Origin of the sequence: Paenibacillus sp. FSL R5-0749 (assembly GCF_038595085.1) — a bacterium.
Classification (GTDB): domain Bacteria; phylum Bacillota; class Bacilli; order Paenibacillales; family Paenibacillaceae; genus Paenibacillus.
Window position 1 is genome coordinate 5269328 of the sequence record NZ_CP152005.1, and the last position, 15529, is coordinate 5284856.

The following is a 15529-nucleotide window of genomic DNA, read 5'->3' on the forward strand; positions in this document are numbered from 1 at the left end:
TTCCTATATTCCACACGGCATTCTGAATTGTATAAACGTATCCTCAGACGGAAACTGCTCCGTTCTGACTTTTTTTCCTTGGAGTACGGCAGTAAGCTGCCGCAATGTTTCCGGATCGGGTGTTTGATCCCCCTCCAGTCGGACAACCACATCTCCATGATCCTGCCCGAAGTTCAAGGTCAGTTTGCGAACCTCTCCCCAAGAAGACCGGCCGCCGCCATATTGATAGGCTCTGATTGCATCTGCAATCGCCCCGGTAAGTGACTCGCCATCCTCGGGAGAGACCAGAGCACTAAGCTGCAGCTCTTCTTCTATTTCCACATGCAATTCCAGCGGCATCCCACTGGCCCGAAAAGATTGAAGATAAAATACGAGCGAGGGAATACCCAACCTGGAGATTCGACTCTCTTCCGTAACCCGCTCTTTTATTCTTTCCACACATTGCAGGGATTTATCAAGTTTGCCCATCCGAAGATATCCATATAACACCTGAAGGTCGTTCATCCAGTCGTGTCGATGATGATTTAATGAAGCAATTGCTGTCTTTTCCATGGATTGTATGATGGTTCTGCGTTCCGCCTCCGCCTGTTTCTTCATCGCATTCACAGAAATGAACAATACTGCGACGGACCACAATGCGCATACGACGCTTGAGATCATCGCCGGATACAACATAACGAAAACCAAAGGAATCAGAAGTGAACATGCCGCAATCCACGGCACTCTTTTCCAAGATTTCATGGCTTCTCCCCGTTCTACAAAACTCGGTTGGTCTACACCCACCGTAACCAAGTATAACATGTCTTTTCTGCCAGTTCATTACCGAATAACCGTTGAATACAAAAAACCTTCGGCAAAAATGCCGAAGGCTCCTTAGGCGGAATGCCGATATTACGCTTCTACTGCTGCTGCTACAGGAGCAACATTAACAGGATAGATGCTTACTTTTTTGCGATCGCGTCCCCAACGTTCGAATTTTACAACGCCGTCGATTTTCGCGAACAAAGTGTCATCTTTACCGATGCCAACGTTAGTTCCTGGGTGAATTTTCGTTCCGCGTTGGCGAACGAGAATGCTACCACCAGTTACAGTTTGACCATCAGCACGTTTAACACCCAGACGTTGAGCATTACTGTCACGTCCGTTCTTCGTGGAACCTACACCTTTTTTCGATGCGAATAACTGAAGATTTAATTTCAACATGATTGGTTATCCTCCTTCTTTGCTTATTTGAATTGCTGTATTTTAATATACTTCCCGTATGACTCTGCAATATTAGAGAGCATAACCACCATGGATTCGAGTAACAGTTGTACCTGGGACCAGGTTTCCCCTCTCTCCAACAAAGGTAAAGAACCACTTAAAAAGCCATTCTTCATCTTGGCATCCATTTCGACACCGGTCAATGTTTCAATTGAGTTCACCGTACCCACTGTAACAGCGGATACCCCGGCACATACGATGTCTTCTCCCCGCTTGGCAAAATTGGCATGCCCTTCGATGGAAAAGCGTTCGATGCTCCCGTCCTCATCACGAAAGATTTGAACGATAATCACTTATCGCACCTTCTTTACGCTTTGATTGTTTCGATAGTTACTTTAGTGTACGGTTGACGGTGACCTTGCTTCACATGGTAGTTCTTTTTAGGTTTGTATTTGTATACGATAACCTTTTGTCCTTTGCCATGTTTCTCCACTTTAGCCGTTACAGTAGCTCCGGAAACCAACGGTGTACCTGCTGTCAAACCTTGATCGTTAGATACAGCCAGGACACGGTCGAACGTTACGCTTTCGCCATCGTTCGCAGTCAATTTCTCGATGAACAGAACATCGCCCTCTTGGACTTTGTACTGTTTGCCGCCTGTTTCAATAATTGCGTACATTTGCCTTGCACCTCCTCATGTCTCAGACTCGCCCGTTCTCAGGTGACAGCCTCCTTGCGGAACTGTTCTTATACCCGGCCAGTGCGGTTACAGCATGTGCAAGACCAATAGGCTAAACACATACTTGAAGATTATATCACGCAATATATCAAAAATCAATGCAAAGGTGAAATATATCTTTTTCCCGTTCCATGACAGGAAGAACACGGCTCAACATAGGGCAACGTACTTTCTTCCCGCACTTTCTTACGGGTAAGTTCGAGCAAACCCAGCTTGGTCCAACCCATTACAAACGCTTTGGTCCGATCCTTTTTGAGTTCACCCTCCAAGGTTGACGCAACTTCATGCCGATTCGAGGCTTCCTCCATATCAATGAAGTCGACAATTATCATGCCACCGATATCCCGCAGACGCATCAGACGGGCAATCTCCACTGCTGCCTGCATGTTGGTCTCCGTTACGGTCTCTTCTAGACTGTCACCGCCAGCTCCAGTATATTTGCCTGTGTTCACATCCACTACAGTCAGAGCTTCAGTATGGTCAATGACAATATATCCGCCTCCGGGCAGCCAGACTTTTCGGGCAAAATCCTTATTTAACTGTTCCTGTACACCATAGGCAGCAAAGATGGATTCTGTACCCCGATACACCTGAACTTTGGGTTGATGACCAGGACTAATCTCTTCCAGCAATGCTTTTACCTCACGGGCTTGTCCTTCACTATCGGTGATGACCTCATCACTGCCTGGTGTGTACACATCTCTGATGATTCGCTGCACCATGCTATGATCCCGATGCAGGAGGCTTGGCGAAGGCAAACTGTCCGCTTTTTCACGAATCAGGTACCACTGCGCACGTAATGTTTCCAAGTCCGACTTGATGGCTTCATGCTGCTCTTCTCCAGATACGGTTCGAATAATAAGTCCTTCTTCATCCCGCCTCAACTGCTCCCCAAGTGCCTTAAGACGAGAACGATCCCCTTCACGGGCAATCTTCTTGGAAACCGCCACATAGTCGGCAACAGGCATGTAGACAAGCCAGCGGCCCGGAAGTGAATAATGAGTCGTCACCCGGGCTCCCTTGCCTCCTACCGGTTCTTTCAGAACCTGAACAATGACTTCCTGACCTGGACGAAGCAACTCCGAGATGGAAGGCTTCACCTTAGGTTGCTTCTCCAGATGGGGATGTAACACATCATCCACATACAGAAACGCATTCTTTTTCTGACCGATATCCACAAAAGCAGCCTGCATACCCGGTAGCACATTAACTACCCGTCCCTTGAAAAAGGAACCCAACAGTCCACGTTCGCGTGTACGCTCTGCTGTAAATTCCACAGCTTTGCCTTCTTCCAGAAGCGCCATTTGCATGAGGTTATGTTCATTATGTACGATCATTTGTTTCATGGCTTCACCTCTAGAAGACAATTCAATTCATCCACATCCATTTCAGCTCTCTTTACCATTCTCATTGTACATGTATTAACCCATTTCAGAACAGGTCCACCAGAACACTACAATTTATCGCCATTTTGTTGAAAATAGGACCCGATAATGCGTTGTTCAGGCAATACGGCCATAATTTGTCCCTGTCTGTTCATCACGTATACCATATGGTATCTTTCTCTCTTTAATAGACGCAAAATAGTGTCCAAAGGTTTCGCTGGAAATGAGATTATTGGCTGCGCCAAACTGCCAGCAGCCGCGTGACGAGTGAACGCCCCTTCTCGATTCATCAGAAAACGAATAAAGCGATAAGGTACATTTCGGTAATCCGTCAGATTGGAATAGAACAAAAAAAGACCGATTAACAGAATGTTTAACGGTAAGCCGTAGTCTCCAGTAAACCATCGGCAGATCGCATACAAAACAACTCCTACGCTACACAGAATGCTAATTCTGTAAGTCCACATTAATGTTGTATAGTAGGGTGCCCACAGGCTGACAAGCGCCTGAACAATTTTTCCTCCGTCCAGAGGAAGTACAGGCAGCAGATTAAATAGGGCGATGAGCAGGTTTCCCTGAATGATATAATTGAGAAAAACCGGATCGCCGAGATGGCCATACTGCAACAATAAAACCACACCAACCATCAGCATGTTTTGTAATGGACCTGCAAGAGCAATCATGATTTCCCGGTAGGCCGTGATCGTACCTCCATCTTCAATAACCGCTACTCCTCCAAAAGGAAGCATCTGGATTGACAAAACACGATAGCCCAGAAGGGCCGCCGCCGCCGCATGTCCACACTCATGAATGAATACGATGGCAAACAGCGTAATAAGTTCAATGAAATGTCCAGTCAGGAGGGAGGCCATCATGATAATTACAAAAAACGGATGAAACGTAATACGGACCCCCCACACCCTAATCAAGGGCAACAACTTCCGCTGGGTCTACGTACTCCTCCCCCTCTTTGACCGCAAAATAGAGCGTGGCAGGTTGCTCACCACCCGTAGCTTTGAGACTCCCCACTGGATTCCCCGCTTCCACCCAATCATTCACGTTCACTTCACTTTCGTTCAGCCGACCGTATATTGCCGTGACATTGCCTGTATGTTGAATCACAACGGTGAATCCACTTGCTGCATCTCCGATAACCTCCATGACACGTCCAGCATCCGAACTTGCGACCTGTACAAGTTCTGCACCAGCAGCATCCGGAACGATCTCAATTCCTTTCATGCTCAGCGCGAATGGCTGAACCACTGTTCCTGAGATGGGTTTACCCAGTAATTGTCGTATGCCTGAGCCATTGACAGCATCCGTCGTATGACCAAGAACAGGCAGAAACGAAGGCGTTCCTCCAAAATGGCGTTCATACCAGGCTGCTGCAGAGGCAAAATCCATATCTCGATGGAGTGCATCGGCAATGACTGTTTTGGGAGCTTTCGTCCACGATGTATCTAATTGAAACAGCCCCCATACTCCGCCGAATATCAAAGCGCTAATGACCGTTCGTTTTAAAAGTGACTTGATTAGGTTGAATCTCGAATGCCCCCCTGGAACGAAACGACCGTTCTCTTTTTTCCACAACCATTCTGGATCTCTTTCTTGTATCCCTTCACTAGGCGTAAACGGTTTCCGGTGCATGATCTCATTCTTGTCCAACAATGAACCTACTTTTTGCTCCTGTAAGACCTCCACAGTGGCACCATCCATCAGTCGCCGAATGCGTTCTTCTCGTCTCTGCTTGATTCTGAGTTTCGTGTTCATGGAATATCCTCCCGCCGAGGCTTGTTTACTACATCCTATGAAGAGGTGGATGATAATATGAACAAGCCTGCCGGTCAGATAACAAAAAAAGCCGGGCTATGCGCCACGGCTGTCATGTATTTAAAATTATGAATAAGTTCGTTTAACGAGTTAACCCATTCCAAAGAACTTTTTGAAGCGAGAAAAAGCACCCTTCTTCTGCTCCAGCTGCATTAATGGGACCGTATCTCCCAGAATGCGGCGTGCAATATTCCGATACGCAATCGCTGCAAGTGAATCCGGATTCATGACCGTAGGTTCTCCTGAATTGGCAGCTTTGATGACCAGTTCATCATCAGGCACAATGCCAATCAGGTCAATATTAAGTACTTGTAAAATACCATCGATATCTAACATGTCACCCGATTTAACCATATTATTGCGAATTCGATTCACCACCAGTTTAGGTGATTGAATATGTGAACTCTCCAGCAGGCCGATGACACGATCCGCATCACGTACTGCAGCATTTTCCGGTGTAGTGACCACGATGGCCTGATCTGCTCCTGCTACCGCATTTTTGAACCCCTGCTCGATCCCTGCGGGGCAATCAATAATGACGTACTCAAAATCTTTTTTCAATTCAAGGATAATATCCTTCACCTGTTCTGGCGATACCGAGTTTTTATCTCTCGTCTGCGCCGCAGGCAACATGTATAATTCTTCGAAACGCTTGTCTTTGACCAAAGCCTGATTCAGACGGCAGCGGCCGTCCGCAACGTCGCACAGATCGTAAATAATACGGTTTTCGAGTCCCATCACGACATCCAAATTACGAAGGCCGATATCGGTATCTACCAGACAAACCTTTTTGCCGAGCAGCGCCAGCGCTGTCCCGATGTTTGCCGAGGTGGTTGTTTTACCCACGCCGCCTTTACCCGAAGTGATCACGATCGCCTCTCCCATGAGCTACACTCCTTTAAACACATTAAAATCTCGGCGTAACCGAACGATATTGCTCATTTTGTCTATCTGCATCTGATTGTCCTGTAAGTAAGCAAATTCCATTCCGGTCTCTCGGCTCTCCCATTCATCGGGAGGACGACTGATGATATCCGCAATCCGTAGCTGCGTCGGTGCAAATACCGATGCTGCAATGATTGCTTCCTCGTCCCCGCCAATTCCGGCATGAGCCATACCTCTGAGTGAACCCAACACATATATATCTCCGGTACACGTCACTGTGCCCCCCGGATTGATATCCCCAAGAAACAGGAGATTTCCTTCATGATGAAGCACCTGACCTGAACGCACCATACCACACATGGTTACAATGGGCGGCGGTCCTTTAACCTCCGGTTGGAGTGCAGGTGAATCGATGGATCGAATAAGCAGATTCCCTTTTTGTTTCAATATATCGAGAATTGCTTCTTTCTGGTCCTCTGTCACTTCGCGGGCACCCAACTTGATATCCACATGAACAATCGGTCCGGTCAAAATATTTTGATGGCTGTGTTCCAGCTTATAGCGGAGCTCATAGAGCAATTCCTCGAATTCACATTGATCGTCCAACAGGAAAACCAGGCCGTCTCGGATGCCTTTAATCGTTACGTGATTCGATTTTACCGTCATAAGCCTGTCCCTCCCATCTCATTACATTTCGTGCCCGGGGCCCCAAGTTCCTGCTTTGCGCTCCATAAATGTATTTAGGAAGCTTCTTCTGTCTTGCTCCGTCTCTTGCCGATCCGCTCCAGTTGTTTCCGAAGCGGGACATATATGATCAAGGCAAACACAAAATGAATGAACAAATTAGGAATCATGTATTCAATCAACGCCCAGTCAAAGGTCACGTGGTTAAGTTGGAAGAGCTTGTACAGGAAAAATAGCATGGTGTCATTCAGCAGACTTCCCAAAATGACAACCGATACCATAACGGGCAGTGGTGCACGAGGTGCTTGAAAAATGAGTCCCATCATGTACGCCGATAATCCCATCGAAAATCCATAAGGTCCAATCATCTCGCCGTAGAATACAACGTCATGCAATAGTCCAAAAAATATACCGAGCACTAGTGCCGTGTGTCGGTGATGATATACGGCGATAAACAAAATGACGATATAGACCAGATTGGCAGAAATACGCATCTGCCAGCCAGAAGGAATGAGCAGCGGCAAAATCGTACCTTCCGCAATGAACAAAACGAATAACAACAGGAACAAAACTTGCTTGCGCGTTACCATTATTCTTTTACCTCAGGCGGGATAATGACAATCAACTCTTTCCAATCAAGGAAACTTGCATATGGCTCAATTGTAGCTGTTTTGGTTAAACCATACTCACTTTTCTCGACACTCTTCACTTTCCCAATCCGCATGTACTTCGGAAAATTGTTTATAATTCCAGAGGAGATGATCTCATCATCCTTTTGGATATTAGAATCTTCTGAGATTTTGGTCATCTTGAGCATGCCCGTCTTCGGATCATAACTCTCAATCATACCAAACACTTTCTCCTTACCTACTGCCGTTGCTGCAATCGCGTTGGATGTTGGATCATTGGCGTCCATGGACGTTAACAGATTAACTGTTGATGTATAGGAGCTGACATGACTAATCACGCCGACCAGCCCTTCTTGCGAGGTTACAGCCATCCCCGGCTTAATTCCCGCATTTTCACCAATATCAATGTTAATGGTTCTGCTATTCGGATCTGAATTGGCACTGATAACCTGAGCAATTCGTGAACCATAATTATACCGGTTCTTCTGTTCTTCGGTGAAATTGAGCGCTTTCTGAAGCTGCTCATTCACTTGCTCCATATCATTGTACTTCAGCCGATCCCGGGTATAGTGACCCATCGCGATACGAAGCTCTTCATTCTCTTGATATACCGTACGCATGTTCGCTACATCTTTAAAAAAGCCCGCTACATAAGAAGCGGGCTTGTAAAATACGTATTGTACAAATCCAACTGAATCCTTCAGGAATTTCTCCGGCCAGGATAGAGTGGTTCGCGGACTGAGCGTAAAGCCCATTAACGCGATAAATGTAACAAGGCCCACCAGCAAAACAAAAAGTCTTTTGTTGCCTAGCAGTTTAAACAGTTCGAACACCCTCTAACATCCATATTCTCTTCCGAGCCATGCCCGGCGGGGAGACTGTCAGACTTGTAGTCCCTGCGAGAATATCAGCCGATCCTCCCCTGTTAAGCGGGTAATAGCTCATCCCCGGGGTTAACCGGGTCCTCTATAAAGATATCTTGCCACTTATTCGCAATGTCAAGTTAGGCAAATACCGATTAACGTTTGGAACGAACTGCCGAACTGCTTCTGCTTTTGAACAAATGAATATTCTCTAGCGCTTTACCTGTTCCGATTGCTACACAATCCAGCGGGTTCTCAGCCACAATGACAGGCATTCCTGTCTCACCAGCCAGAAGCTTGTCCAGATTGCGCAGAAGCGCCCCACCACCTGTAAGAACGATTCCACGATCCATAATATCGGCCGCAAGTTCAGGTGGGCATTTCTCAAGGGTTACTTTTACCGCTTCAACAATTGCATTCACCGTATCAGCCAATGCTTCGCTGATCTCGTCCGAAGTAATCGTAATGGTCTTCGGCAGACCTGTAACGAGGTCACGTCCACGAATTTCCATCGTTTCTACTTGCTCCAATGGCATTGCTGATCCGATGTCCATCTTCAACTGCTCCGATGTACGCTCACCGATCATCAGATTGTATTGGCGTTTGATGTATTGAATAACGGATTCATCCATCTCGTCACCTGCTACGCGAACCGAACGGCTCGTTACAATCCCACCAAGAGAGATAACAGCAACTTCCGTTGTACCGCCACCAATATCGACAACCATACTACCTGTTGGCTCCCATACGGGCAGATCCGCACCAATTGCAGCTGCAAAAGGCTCTTCAATGGTATAGGCTTCGCGTGCTCCAGCCTGTTTGGTTGCATCTTCAACCGCACGTTGTTCTACAGCCGTGATCCCGGACGGTACACATACCATCACGTTTGGATGACGTTGGAACATGGAGCGTTGTTTCTGCGCCTCACGGATGAAATATTTGATCATTGTTGCCGTTGTATCAAAGTCGGCGATAACGCCATCTTTCATTGGACGAATGGCACGAATGTTACCTGGTGTACGTCCAATCATTTTTTTGGCAGCTTCACCTACTGCTTCAATGCTTTTTGTATCTGTGCGTATAGCGACTACCGAAGGTTCGCGCACCACAATTCCTTTTCCTCGTACATAAACCAACGTATTTGCTGTCCCCAAGTCAATACCCAAATCTTTCGTAAAACCACCAAACATAACATAATCTCCTTTTCTGCCTCATATAGCCGCTCTATTCAGATCCAGAGCGTGATAATTTCATTCCCACGTAACACGTGGAGCTAATATTCGCATTTGTTTTTTTGCATTTGTAAAGTGAACCTATCTTTTACGGACAACGCCGTTAACATTCATAGGAAAACATCAACGCCAACCATTATATTATACTAAGCCCTTCTCCTTCAAACTTACGTACGTTCCATCTCCGATAATAATATGATCAAGCACGTCAATGCCAACAATAGCGCCTGCTTCAATCAGTCTCTTGGTTATTTGGATATCCTCCGGACTGGGCGTAGGATCACCGCTCGGATGGTTGTGTGCGCACACAATAGATGCGCTGCTGCATTTGATGGCAGCCCGGAACACTTCACGCGGATGTACAATCGAAGCGTTAAGGCTGCCCATGGAGAGTGTTTCCTGGGCAATAATATGATTTTTGCTATTCAGAAAGAGACACACAAAATGTTCTTTTTGCAAATAACGCAATTGTTCGATCAGGATGTCAGCTGCATCACGCGGTGTACGGATTGAAGCCGACTGTGTGAGTCTGCTCTTGGCAATCCGATGCCCCAGCTCAATGCCAGCTTTCAATTGTACAGCCTTGGCATTGCCAATCCCTTTCATCGCAGTCAATTCTTCCAGACTCAGATCCATTAACGAGCGAATGCCACCCGTTTCGGTCAGAATCCGCTGTGCCATATGCACCGCGGATTCCTGTCTTGTGCCTGTTCGAAGTAAAATGGCCAGCAATTCAGCATGGCTTAAGGCGCCCGCCCCATATTCCATCATGCGTTCTCTCGGGCGTTCTTCCTGGGGGATGTCGCGCATCATGTATTGAGGCGACTCCATATGTTCCCTCTTTTCATTTCACAACATTTGGCTTCATTCATGTTCGTGGCAACACATGTACGCCGAACCCGTCCAGCATGTCACTTAGCAAGGATAGCGGCAAGCCAACCACATTAAAATAACATCCTTCAATACGGTCGACCAGTGAAGCGCCAATGCCCTGAATGGCATAAGATCCTGCCTTGTCCGAAGGCTCACCTGTCTTCACATAAGCACGGATGGTCGCATCCGACAGTTCTTTCATCGTTACATCGGTCTGGCGGTAATGAACTAACGACTGTCCATTGCCCGCATCAATACAAGCGACGCCCGTAAACACCCGATGCACACGGCCCTGCAGCCGGGATAACATACGTTCAGCATCCGCTTCATCTACGGGTTTGCCCAGAATCTCACCATCCAGAACAACAACGGTGTCACTACCAACAATAATGGCTTCCTGCTCGCGGCCTTCAAGCCCCCGATACACAGCAAGCGCCTTGCGCAAAGCAAGCTCCTGTACCGTCTGTTCAGGGGTCCACTCTGGCGGTGTATCTTCATTGGCATGACTTGGTATTACATCAAACGCTAGGTGGAGTGATGCGATCAGTTCCTTGCGCCGAGGCGATGTGGAGGCCAGAATAATAGGGCGCTGCTTTGTGTTATCCAAAATGAACGGCTCCTTATGCCACGGCAACATCCTGTCCGGATCACGATAATAGATGTCACTGGTTAATTTTTTTCGTCATAACTCGTCATTCTCCTACAGTCTGCGATATAGCCACACAGCGGCAATCATACCGATCAGACTCAGAAGGCTCATTTGAAATTGAAGTGAAATATCATAACTGATAATATCAAGATCAGCCTGCGGCGACCAACGTATGGTCGTGGCTTTCGTAAGAAAGGCTACTGCCTTAACAGGCTGCAGTGCCTTGGCGATCCACGCTCCGGCCATCCAGCCGAGCAGCAGAAACAGCAATAACATGCCGAAGTTTTTTTTCATCGGTAATCTTCCCTCGCCATTTTTTGACACCCACATTATTATACGGGGTTTTGTACGTCAATACAAACACAAATCCGGCAAGGGGAACTATTTCCAGTTCCTTGCCGGATGGGTAATTCCAAGCGTTGTTATGGGAAAGAGCATGTTACTGCTTAATCGCTTCGAGCCATTTTTTCTGCTGTAGTACATATTCCATCAGATCGGACTGCACGGACCACATGTGCACATCATCCGGATTTTTGTTGTACTCTGCAATAGCCGTTATTGCATCGTTCATTGATTTCTCCATTCCACCAACAATAGGCTGTACCTCCGCAGTCAGGCCGGGTGAGAGACTATTCAAACCGGTTAACCATGACTGGTGTTTATTCTGAATCGCGGCCATCGTTTCTGCAGAGACTGCTGTCGGTGCAGATTGTCCCAACTGCTGAATGGACAAGGTAGACAATTGTTCGACCAGTGCAGAACTGTTTGTGAAGAAAAGCTGCACATCCTCTTGCTTGCCACCGAATATAGCCGGATTGATCTCAGGGTTCACGATCTCCTTGACATACAGTTCGACTCCCTGAGCTTTTAGCCTGGAGCTAAGTAGCTTGGCCTCTTCACGGTCAGCCGAAATGCCTGCATATACTCGATTACCATCTTCAGGATCAGACCCTGCGGCTATACCTGCCTGAGCCAGTTCAAGCTTGGCCTGCTCAGCTCGTTCAGGAGAACTGAACACGCCGTATTGAAGTGCATAATACGTGCTGCCAGTCGCCGCTGTCTGCTGTTCTGTACCTGCAGCCCCCTCCTGACCAGTCACAGTGGAAACTGCCTGATTGGCGGGCAGAAGATCGTCTGGCTTGACGGCTCCTTCTTTATTAAAAAATGAGAGAATCACCATGCCAAAGAGTGCTCCGGTAACAAGTGCCCCAGTGACAGAACCAATCATTTTCCAGCCCCTTGGAGGACGATTGCGCTTATAGGAATAGTTCTCCGAATCTGCAAGCCAGTCGTGGCCCTGATCCTCTTGGGCATTAGACCGATAGCGACGCTCTTCCTCCGGACCTTCTGAATAATTATCATAACCGTAACCGGAACGGTTTCCTAGATAATGGTGCTCATCAAAATTCGAGTTCGAATCAGGGCTCACCCTCTCGTCAGGTTCAGGTACAGTAGAGCTTGTCAGCACCGTCTCTCCCCAGTCTCCGGGAATATCCTCTGGCGTCCATGATGGGGTCGTATCCATCTGCTTAGGCGTTAGCAGTTGATTATGCGGTAATTCTTCACTTAACGACACCAATGGACTGGATGCGGAACTCCTCTTGTTTTCAGGCTTGTCCGACTCATGATCCCCGAAGCGAAACGTCATTCTAGCATTGCTCACCCGTACCCTCTCCTTTGTCCCATTTATATCAGCTATATGCAGAGAAGGCAGAAGACATTCCAATTAACGCAAAAAAACGCCTGCTTCATATCGAAGACAGGCGGTTTCGCAAATGATCTATTTCAAGCCTTTGGCAAGTGTATCTCCAACTTTCCAGATATCACCTGCACCCATCGTAATCACCAGGTCTCCTGGCTGCAAACGATGCTGCAGATCAGCTACAACTTCTTCTTTCGTAGGAAGGTACCGTGCAGAAGCATTACTGTTTTGAACGATTAGTTCAACCAGTTTGGCGGAGGTTACCCCTTCGATCTGTTTTTCGCCCGCAGGAGAATAGATATCCGTAATAAGCACCTCATCCGCTTCCGCGAAAGCACGACTGAACGCATCCAACAGGAAGAACGTACGCGTATAACGCTGTGGCTGGAATACCGCAATAATACGTTTGCCTGTCGCTTTGGCTGCACTAATAGTCGCTTCAATCTCCGTCGGGTGATGCGCATAATCATCGATGATCAGTATATCACGCGCCTCGCCCAATACCTGGAATCTGCGTTTGGCTCCGTGGAACTGGATGATCGCTGCCACAATCTTCTCAAATGGAATACCTGCTTCCAGACAGGTAATTACAGTAGCCATCGCATTATAAACGTTATGCTTACCTGGCACTGATAATTCCACCGTGCCCATAGGAGCACCCTGATGATTCATCGTAAAGGAGATACGGCGATCGCCCAATACAATATCCGTTGCCGTATAATCCGCAGCACGATCAATACCATAAGTTGTAATTCGTGACTTGAGTTCTGGCAAAATCGCTTGAACATTCTCGTCGTCTGAGCACACAATGGCTGTTCCTTCCGGACGAATCTGGCTCAGGAACTGCACATAAGCCTTTTTGAGTTCCTCAAAATCACTGTTGTAATTCTCCAGATGATCTGCCTCAATATTGGTTACAATACCGAGCCATGGATGGTACTGCAAAAATGAGCCATCGCTCTCGTCCGCCTCGGCAACTACCCAGTCGCCCTGGCCTGCCTTGGCGTTGGTGCCCACATTCATGATCTCTCCGCCAATGATATATGTCGGGTCCGTATCACATTTATCCATAACCAGTGCAATCATGGATGAGGTGGTGGTTTTACCGTGGGCTCCAGCCACAGCCACACCTTTACGTTCATTTAACAAACGTGCAAGCATCTGGGAACGATGCAGAATCGGAATGTTGAGCTCTGCAGCTGCTACCCGTTCCACATTATCAGCAGGCGCTGCCGTAGAGTAAACAACCAGGTCTGCTCCAGTGACGTGCTCTGCTGTATGGCCGATATATATTTTCGCTCCCTTGGCTGCCAACTTCTCGGTCAACTCCTGTGAAGCGACATCCGATCCGGTAACGGTGTATCCCATTTCCAACATAACTCTAGCGATGGCACTCATGCCATATCCGCCAATCCCTATAAAATGAACGTGTTCCGATGTATTTAACAAAACTTTCACCAACCTTTTTCAGAATCGGTTTGATGCAAAAGGGCTGCCCGCACATCCGCAATCAGGTACAGTGTGCCGGAGACCACCCCCAGATCCTCCGCTTCCGTCCGTGACTTCAATAGATCAAGAGCCTTTGCCCATTCGGGCTCGACGATGATTTCCAGTTCCTGCTTCGCAAAGGCGGGACGTACCCGTTCGACAATCTGCAGCAATTCATCTGCAGCCATTTTGCGTCGGAAGTCTGGCTCGGTCAGGATCAGCGTATCCACTAGTGGCAGTATATGCTGCAAATATGATTCGTGATGCTTATTTGCCAACATACCCATCATCAAAATTAACTTGTTGTGAGGATAGACATCCGTAATGCTCTTGGCCAGCGACTCTGCCCCTTCCGGATTATGTGCTCCATCGAGCACAATTCGGGGTTCATCGACGACTTTTTCGAATCTCCCTGCCCAGAAAGCATTCTCCAGTCCAAGTGCGATATCGTTGTCATCCAGCATAAATGCCATGTATTGTCTAAGCAATTCGAGCACCATCAGTGCGGCCGCTGCATTGTCACATTGGTGTGAGCCCTGCATGCGGATGCGAACGTCCAGGTCACGAAAAGGGCCTGTAAAATGAAAAGATTGTCCGTTCTCATTACTCTCCAGTCGATGATAAGAGAAATGATTTCCAGCCAAATACAGGCTTGATTGAAGCTGCTGTGCTTTCTCCTGAATCACTTTCACAGCTTCGGGTTGCGTCGCGCAGGTTACAACGGGTACTCCCGGCTTGATAATGCCTGCCTTTTCTCCAGCGATCTGCTCAATCGTATCTCCAAGCACATCCGTATGATCCATACCAATGTTGGTGATGACGGACACAACAGGCGAAACAATATTCGTTACGTCCATCCTTCCCCCCAGCCCCGTCTCCCATACCACAACATCAGGGTAGCACTCTTCTGCATAATACAGAAGCGCGAGAGCCGTAGACACCTCAAACATCGTTGGGGAACCAAGCGGTGTAGATGCCATTTCCATAACCAGCGGTCGCAAACGGTTAGAGATCTTCAACAGTGTCTCTTCCGGAATATCCTCGCCGTTGTATTGAAAACGGTTCGTAAACTTGGTGATATAAGGCGATGTAAAGGTACCCACATCATATCCAGCCTGAAGAAGCACTGACGTCAAAAAAGCGCAAGTCGAACCTTTGCCGTTCGTTCCCGCGACGTGAATAAATTTGAGACGTTGGTGAGGATTGCCTAACATAGACATCAGACCCTCGATTCGTTCCAATCCAGGTCGGATGCCAAAAGGAATAAGGCCATTGATCCAGTCCACGGCCTCGTTATACGTAAGTAAAGGAGCTGCTGCATCTGTCCCGTCTAATTCCGTCATCTGATTCACCTTCGGTTCCGAGTT

The 15529-nt window shown here is 47.5% G+C and carries 18 protein-coding genes and 1 other annotated feature; all 18 genes read right to left on the minus strand.

Going from position 1 to position 15529, the window contains the following annotated elements:
• Window positions 1-3: 3 nt before the first annotated feature.
• Window positions 4-741 carry a Spo0B domain-containing protein gene (locus tag MKY85_RS23535; RefSeq protein WP_339237064.1) on the minus strand — a complete coding sequence of 246 codons (738 nt, stop codon included), beginning with the start codon at window positions 739-741 and terminating at the stop codon, window positions 4-6.
• Between the two features lie 150 nt (window positions 742-891).
• Window positions 892-1203 carry a 50S ribosomal protein L27 gene (gene rpmA / locus MKY85_RS23540; RefSeq protein WP_017692622.1) on the minus strand — a complete coding sequence of 104 codons (312 nt, stop codon included), beginning with the start codon at window positions 1201-1203 and terminating at the stop codon, window positions 892-894.
• 23 nt (window positions 1204-1226) lie between these two features.
• Complete coding sequence (locus tag MKY85_RS23545) at window positions 1227-1556, minus strand: ribosomal-processing cysteine protease Prp (protein ID WP_342570893.1); 330 nt, start codon at window positions 1554-1556, stop codon at window positions 1227-1229.
• Window positions 1557-1570: 14 nt separating this feature from the next.
• Window positions 1571-1882: a 50S ribosomal protein L21 gene (gene rplU, locus MKY85_RS23550; RefSeq protein ID WP_342570894.1), complete on the minus strand. Its 312-nt coding sequence runs from the start codon at window positions 1880-1882 to the stop codon at window positions 1571-1573.
• A gap of 14 nt (window positions 1883-1896) precedes the next feature.
• Window positions 1897-1981, minus strand: a sequence feature (ribosomal protein L21 leader region).
• A 56-nt stretch (window positions 1982-2037) separates the two neighbouring features.
• On the minus strand, window positions 2038-3288 hold the full coding sequence (locus MKY85_RS23555; protein WP_339237066.1) for an Rne/Rng family ribonuclease: 1251 nt from the start codon (window positions 3286-3288) through the stop codon (window positions 2038-2040).
• Between the two features lie 107 nt (window positions 3289-3395).
• Complete coding sequence (locus tag MKY85_RS23560; RefSeq protein WP_342570895.1) at window positions 3396-4256, minus strand: site-2 protease family protein; 861 nt, start codon at window positions 4254-4256, stop codon at window positions 3396-3398.
• Window positions 4249-5097 (minus strand): M23 family metallopeptidase, encoded by an 849-nt coding sequence (locus MKY85_RS23565; RefSeq protein ID WP_339257031.1) that lies wholly within the window; start codon window positions 5095-5097, stop codon window positions 4249-4251. The genes MKY85_RS23560 and MKY85_RS23565 overlap by 8 nt, the downstream gene beginning before the upstream one ends.
• 150 nt (window positions 5098-5247) lie before the next feature.
• On the minus strand, window positions 5248-6042 hold the full coding sequence (minD, locus tag MKY85_RS23570) for a septum site-determining protein MinD (RefSeq protein ID WP_024633965.1): 795 nt from the start codon (window positions 6040-6042) through the stop codon (window positions 5248-5250).
• Between the two features lie 3 nt (window positions 6043-6045).
• Window positions 6046-6708: a septum site-determining protein MinC gene (minC, locus tag MKY85_RS23575; protein WP_017692615.1), complete on the minus strand. Its 663-nt coding sequence runs from the start codon at window positions 6706-6708 to the stop codon at window positions 6046-6048.
• A 74-nt stretch (window positions 6709-6782) separates the two neighbouring features.
• Complete coding sequence (gene mreD / locus MKY85_RS23580; protein WP_036605906.1) at window positions 6783-7316, minus strand: rod shape-determining protein MreD; 534 nt, start codon at window positions 7314-7316, stop codon at window positions 6783-6785.
• A complete protein-coding gene (gene mreC / locus MKY85_RS23585) occupies window positions 7316-8188 on the minus strand; it encodes a rod shape-determining protein MreC (protein ID WP_339237077.1) in 873 nt (290 codons plus the stop codon). Before mreC ends, mreD begins: the two co-directional genes overlap by 1 nt.
• 185 nt (window positions 8189-8373) lie before the next feature.
• Complete coding sequence (locus MKY85_RS23590) at window positions 8374-9408, minus strand: rod shape-determining protein (RefSeq protein WP_024633969.1); 1035 nt, start codon at window positions 9406-9408, stop codon at window positions 8374-8376.
• A 183-nt stretch (window positions 9409-9591) separates the two neighbouring features.
• A complete protein-coding gene (gene radC, locus MKY85_RS23595; protein WP_339237080.1) occupies window positions 9592-10281 on the minus strand; it encodes a DNA repair protein RadC in 690 nt (229 codons plus the stop codon).
• Between the two features lie 37 nt (window positions 10282-10318).
• Window positions 10319-10930 carry a Maf family protein gene (locus tag MKY85_RS23600; protein WP_342570896.1) on the minus strand — a complete coding sequence of 204 codons (612 nt, stop codon included), beginning with the start codon at window positions 10928-10930 and terminating at the stop codon, window positions 10319-10321.
• Window positions 10931-11023: 93 nt separating this feature from the next.
• Window positions 11024-11266, minus strand: a complete 243-nt coding sequence (locus tag MKY85_RS23605; protein ID WP_047841183.1) for a DUF4321 domain-containing protein — start codon at window positions 11264-11266, stop codon at window positions 11024-11026.
• 145 nt (window positions 11267-11411) lie between these two features.
• Window positions 11412-12635, minus strand: coding sequence for an SPOR domain-containing protein (locus tag MKY85_RS23610; RefSeq protein ID WP_342570897.1), 1224 nt, complete (start codon window positions 12633-12635; stop codon window positions 11412-11414).
• A gap of 117 nt (window positions 12636-12752) precedes the next feature.
• Entirely contained in the window at window positions 12753-14072 is a 1320-nt protein-coding gene (gene murC / locus MKY85_RS23615; protein WP_342573469.1) for a UDP-N-acetylmuramate--L-alanine ligase, read from the minus strand.
• Between the two features lie 56 nt (window positions 14073-14128).
• Window positions 14129-15505 carry a folylpolyglutamate synthase/dihydrofolate synthase family protein gene (locus tag MKY85_RS23620; protein WP_342570898.1) on the minus strand — a complete coding sequence of 459 codons (1377 nt, stop codon included), beginning with the start codon at window positions 15503-15505 and terminating at the stop codon, window positions 14129-14131.
• Between the last annotated feature and the right edge of the window lie 24 nt (window positions 15506-15529).